Consider the following 4,550-nt stretch of genomic DNA (forward strand, 5'->3'; position numbering starts at 1 on the left):
TCGTTGGGTGATGGGGTGCGGCGGGCGTTGGGTCGTGAGCCGAGGGACTTCGCGGAGTACGCGCGGGAGGCCGCGGCCTCCGGCGTGTGGAACGTATGAGCCGGCTCGTCCCGGGTGGCCCCAACCGGCCACCCCCGGGCGGGCGTTGGAAGGGAACCTGAACGGACTCTGGAGGTCTGGTCATGTCGGACGGCACAACGGTCTGGTCGAGCGAGCGGGGCATCGGCGCACTGCCCGGCCACATCAAGGGCTTCGGCCTGATGCACGTGGCGATGCGCCGCGACGCGGCGCGGCTGAGCGCCGTCGCCGCGCGGGGCTCATCGGGTTCCACGGCGGAGCTGGCGGAGTGGTTCGGGCGGCTGCGCGCGGTGATCGACTGGCACCACCACAGCGAGGACGAGATCCTCTGGCCGTACCTGCGTGGCCAGGTGGCCGGCTTCGACGGTGGCGGGGTCCTGGAGGAGGACCACGAGGCGCTGGACCGGTCGATGCGGCGGGTGGCGGGGGTGCTCGGCTCCGGCCTGCGCGCCGAACTGCCCCAGGCCGCAGAGGCGTTCGAGACCCTGGTGCGCAAGCACCTGGGACACGAGGAACCGGTGGTGTTCCCGGCGCTGGCCGGCCTGCCGGTGGACGAGTACCTGCGGGTGGAGCGCCGGATCATCCAGAGCGCGCCGACTCAGGTGATGACCTACCTGCAGCCCTGGATGTTCGACGGCGCGGACGCCGTCTCCGTCCGGGCGGTGTCGGCGACCATCCCGGCCCCGGTGCGGCTGATCGGGCGGACGGTGCTGGAGCGGCGGTACCGGCGCGGCCTGACGCCGGTGCTCTGAGCCGGACAGCCGGGCAGTTGAGAAATCGGTCGGTCGGGAAGCCGGCCGGCCGGTCGGTGGGGAAGCCGGCCAGCCGGGCAGCCGGCCGGGCAGCCGGTCGCTGCATCGCAGGACGCGGCACACGCCGTCCTGCGGGCCGGGGTGCCGGCCGTCGCGCTTTCGTTGCGCGGCGCACCGCACGGTGGGCGGTGTCGTGTGCAGCACGTTCGTCGGCACCGCAGTCCGCGGGCCGGGAGAGTGAAGGGGTCCTGAGATGCGTTCGGATCAGACTGCGGGTCCGCTGTCGTACTCCGCGCCGTCGGCCATCGGAGGCGTGGGAATGGGGAGTTCGGTGCAGGCGGTCGGAGAGAGCAAGGCGGCCGGGCCGCTGCTGGCGGGTGCCACCGTCGCGATGGGGTTGATGGCGGGGTTGTTCTTCGCTTTCGACGTGTCGGTGATGCCGGGCCTGGCGGCGGGTGACGACCGGACGTACGTGACGGCGATGCAGCACATCAACAAGTCGATCGAGAACGGGATGTTCGGCCTGGTGTTCGTCGGCGCCTTCGCGGCGACGGGCATTGCGGCGTGGCTGCAGCACAAGGCGGGTCGGCGGCAGGCGGCGTTGTGGGCGGCGGCGGCGACGGTGCTGTACGTGGTGGCGCTGATGGTGACGATGGGTGTCAACATCCCGCTGAACAACCAGCTGGCGGCCGCCGGTGACCCGTCGCAGATCACCGACTTCGCCGCCGTGCGGGCGAAGTTCGCCGACACCTGGGTGTCGGCCAACATGCTCCGCACCGCGCTGTGCACGGGCGGTCTGCTGGCGCTGAGCCGCTCGCTGGTGCTGCACGGCCGGTCCAGCCGCTTCGGCCGCTGACCCGTCCGGTGAGGCCCGGCCGCTGAAGAGCCGCCGCCGAGGCCCGTCCGCACGGCCGCAGGTGCCCGTCCGCCACGCGCGGACGGGCACTTTCGCGTGCGTCCCGGGCCCGGGGGCGGGCGGTGGCAGTGGCAATGGCGGTGGCGGGGCCGGATGCGCCGGAGCGTGCGCCGGTGCGCCGGGTCGGTGACTTCGCCCAAATCACTTGGTGACGCACCGAGTTGGCGCCCGGCATGGATGTGGTGGAGCATGGGCGGGCCCGGTCTGTTGCGGCGCGCTTGCGCCGCGGCCGCGGTGCCGTACGCGTGCTGGGGAGGAGGCGGGTCCGATGAGTCCGGTGGATCGTCCGTTTCTGGTCCGGGGGAGGGCGGTGCCCCTGGCCAGGTACCTGGCCGAAGAGGACATCGAAGGCCTGGTGGCCTGCTCGTGCATCGGGAACGAGGTGAGCATCGACCTCGCCGACACCCGCATCCTGGTGAGCCTGGTCGACGTCGCCGACGTGGTCAGGCTCAACTTCCACATGGTCCAGGACGGACCGGCCAAACCCCGTTCCTGGTCGCGCCGACTGCCGGCCGGCACCGGACCGCGCGAGATCGCGGGCCGGATCGCGTTGGACGTCCGCACCCTGGAACGCGAGCTGGCGCCGTTGCGCCGCCGTCCGCCGGAGGTGCCGCCGCAACGCCGTCCGAGGTGAGGGCGGGGCCGTGACCACCCGTCGGGAGGCGGGCGGTCACGGCGCCAGGGCTGCCAGCGGGGTCAGGGCTACCGGCGCGTCACCAGCCAGAACAGGCTCGCGGTCAGGTTCGCGCGCAGCGCCGGATCCGCCACGGCCGGGGTGGGGTCGGTGGCGACGGCGGTGAGGACGTGCGGCCGGGTCCGGGGGCCGGTCAGCTTGAGGTCGGAGAGATCCAGCGCGGTAAGGCCGCGGAACCGGTCCAGCTCGCGCCCGTCCAGGAACCAGCGCAGTCGGGTGCCGGGCACCGGCAGGTCAACGGTCAGGTGGTCGGAGGCGGTGAGCCAACTGCCCTCGGCGGTGGGGCTGGTGAGCGGGGTGGCGTGGCGGTAGAAGCCGGCGATCATGGCCTCGCGCCCCGGCAGGTTGAACTCCCGTCCGAGCGAGCGCATGATCGAGTTCTCGGTCGGACGGTACAGCCCGGTCGGGTAGTAGCCACCGCCCTCGTACGTGCCGACCGTCCCGCCGTCCGGCGAGGCCTGCCCGAGCCAGCGGGACCACTTGCTGGCCTGCTGCCGCATCCGGTCGGCGGTCAGGGTGCTGATGTTGGCCTCGGCCGGCTCGTCGCCCTGGTAGGTCCCCTGGCCGTCGTAGGCGTACTCGTCGGCGAGCTTGCCCAGCGAGTGCCCGGTCTCGTGCACCGCGATCTGCCCGGACCGGGCGTTCCCGCCCGCCACCGTGGCGATGCCCTCGTAGCCCAGCGGGGACTTGACGTCGTTGTAGCCGGCGCCGCCGTACTTGGCGCTGTTGGCCACCACGAGCACCAGGTCCGCCTGTGGGGCCTTCGAGGCGTACCCCTCGACCGCCTTCTCGTCCACGCAGAGCAGCCGCTCCACGCCGTCGCACCAGAAGTACGAGCCCAGCGCGGTGTGCCGCACCGTCGCCTGGTCCGGATCCCCGGTCACCCCCGACTCCGGTGAAACGGCGGCCACCGCCCACACGTTGAACAGCCCGTGGTAGGTGGCGTACGGCTCGACGGCGGTCACCTCGCGCCACTTCTCGGCCGCGTCGGTGAGGAACTTCTGCTGCTCCTGCGCGGTGTAGCCGTCGCCGATCACCACGACGTCCAGCTTGGTCGCCGGATCGCCGCTGCGGACCAGCGGCGTCACGTCGCCATCACCCCGTACCGGGGCCACGCCCTGGGCCGGCGCGGCGACGAAGGGGGAAATGGCCGGGGCCTGGGCGCGGGAGATGCTGCCGTCCTCGGCGAAGGCCTCCACCGGGCGGGTGGGAGCCGCGACGGGCGGCGTGCTGCCGGCCGGTGCGCTGTCGGCCGGCGCGCTCCAGGCGGGGGAGGAGGCGGAGCCGAGGAGAGCGGCGGTGAGGGCGGCGGTGAGTAGGACGGTGGCGGTTCTGGTGGTTCGGGCGGTTCCGGTGGTTCGGGCGTCGATGCGGGGCACGGGTGGTGTCCTCCCTGGTGAGCGGTCCGTGGCCTGCCTCCTTCCCATGTCGAGAACCTGACAACCACGCAGTGGAGGCGATGGGGTCACGGGTGCATCGTCTGCTGGCGCGGCCGTAGGGTGAGTGCGGCGATCAGGTGGAGGAGCGGCGGCGGCATGACGGAGTCGATTCCCGGTTCGGCAGCCGCCACGCCGGCCGATGTGGCGCGCGCTCGGGGAGGGATCGAGCTGAGCCTTCCAGTCCCGTTGCTGGCACTGTGGAGGGTGACGGACGGCCTGATGACCGATGCCGGTGTAACCGTCTATTCGGCCGGGTGCATCGGCGAACGCAACGCCACCTACGAAGTCGCGCAGTACGCACCGGGTTTTGTTCTCATCGGTGACGGCAGCGGGGGTCGCGGTTTTCTCCTGCGCGCCGAGGACGGCTGCCCCGTCGTCTATTCGTCGGACCTCGGTGATCTGGGACCTGAGGACTTCGAGGTCGAGTCCGAGGATTTCGCGTCCTGGATCGAATCGCTCTGCCCTGGCCGTTTCTGCTGAGCATTCGTTCATCCACGCGATGAGCCGGGAGCACCGCCCGTACAACTGACGGCGGTGATGCCCGGCTCTTTCGTGTTTTCTTTGTTGTTTCTGTTGTTCTGTTTGTTCTGTTGTTTATTGGTGGTTGTTGGTGAGGTGGTGGTGGAGGTTGGTGAGGGCGTGTTGGGTGGCGGTGGTGTGTTTGGTGGTGA

General features: G+C 71.5%; 6 protein-coding genes. 4 read left to right on the forward strand and 2 right to left on the reverse strand.

The genetic code is table 11. The annotated features are described in order from the left end of the window. Nucleotides 1-182: 182 nt before the first annotated feature. From AB0Q99_RS34140 to AB0Q99_RS34150, 3 genes are all read left to right on the forward strand, one after another. Nucleotides 183-830, forward strand: a complete 648-nt coding sequence (locus tag AB0Q99_RS34140) for a hemerythrin domain-containing protein (RefSeq protein ID WP_363578135.1) — start codon at nucleotides 183-185, stop codon at nucleotides 828-830. A gap of 319 nt (nucleotides 831-1,149) precedes the next feature. Then, nucleotides 1,150-1,686: an anthrone oxygenase family protein gene (locus tag AB0Q99_RS34145; protein WP_363578137.1), complete on the forward strand. Its 537-nt coding sequence runs from the start codon at nucleotides 1,150-1,152 to the stop codon at nucleotides 1,684-1,686. A 370-nt stretch (nucleotides 1,687-2,056) separates the two neighbouring features. Next, nucleotides 2,057-2,380 (forward strand): hypothetical protein, encoded by a 324-nt coding sequence (locus AB0Q99_RS34150; protein ID WP_363578139.1) that lies wholly within the window; start codon nucleotides 2,057-2,059, stop codon nucleotides 2,378-2,380. A gap of 68 nt (nucleotides 2,381-2,448) precedes the next feature. On the opposite strand, the gene AB0Q99_RS34155 is transcribed toward AB0Q99_RS34150, so the two are convergent. Then, nucleotides 2,449-3,819 (reverse strand): M64 family metallopeptidase, encoded by a 1,371-nt coding sequence (locus AB0Q99_RS34155; RefSeq protein ID WP_363578141.1) that lies wholly within the window; start codon nucleotides 3,817-3,819, stop codon nucleotides 2,449-2,451. A gap of 156 nt (nucleotides 3,820-3,975) precedes the next feature. Here AB0Q99_RS34155 and AB0Q99_RS34160 point away from each other — a divergent pair, with 156 nt between their 5' ends. After that, nucleotides 3,976-4,359, forward strand: a complete 384-nt coding sequence (locus AB0Q99_RS34160) for a hypothetical protein (protein WP_363578143.1) — start codon at nucleotides 3,976-3,978, stop codon at nucleotides 4,357-4,359. An 8-nt stretch (nucleotides 4,360-4,367) separates the two neighbouring features. On the opposite strand, the gene AB0Q99_RS34165 is transcribed toward AB0Q99_RS34160, so the two are convergent. After that, nucleotides 4,368-4,550: hypothetical protein (locus tag AB0Q99_RS34165; RefSeq protein WP_363578145.1), on the reverse strand; the 183-nt coding region annotated here is incomplete at its 5' end.

It is taken from the genome of Kitasatospora sp. NPDC086791, assembly GCF_040685975.1.
In the GTDB taxonomy this organism is placed as follows: Bacteria; Actinomycetota; Actinomycetes; order Streptomycetales; family Streptomycetaceae; genus Kitasatospora.

What these genes read in the sequence shown, in the direction of transcription:
- AB0Q99_RS34145 (WP_363578137.1), top strand. Translation starts at nt 1,150, where the DNA reads ATGGGGAGTTCGGTGCAGGCGGTCGGAGAGAGCAAGGCGGCCGGGCCG.
- AB0Q99_RS34140 (WP_363578135.1), top strand. Translation starts at nt 183, where the DNA reads ATGTCGGACGGCACAACGGTCTGGTCGAGCGAGCGGGGCATCGGCGCA.
- AB0Q99_RS34160 (WP_363578143.1), top strand. Translation starts at nt 3,976, where the DNA reads ATGACGGAGTCGATTCCCGGTTCGGCAGCCGCCACGCCGGCCGATGTG.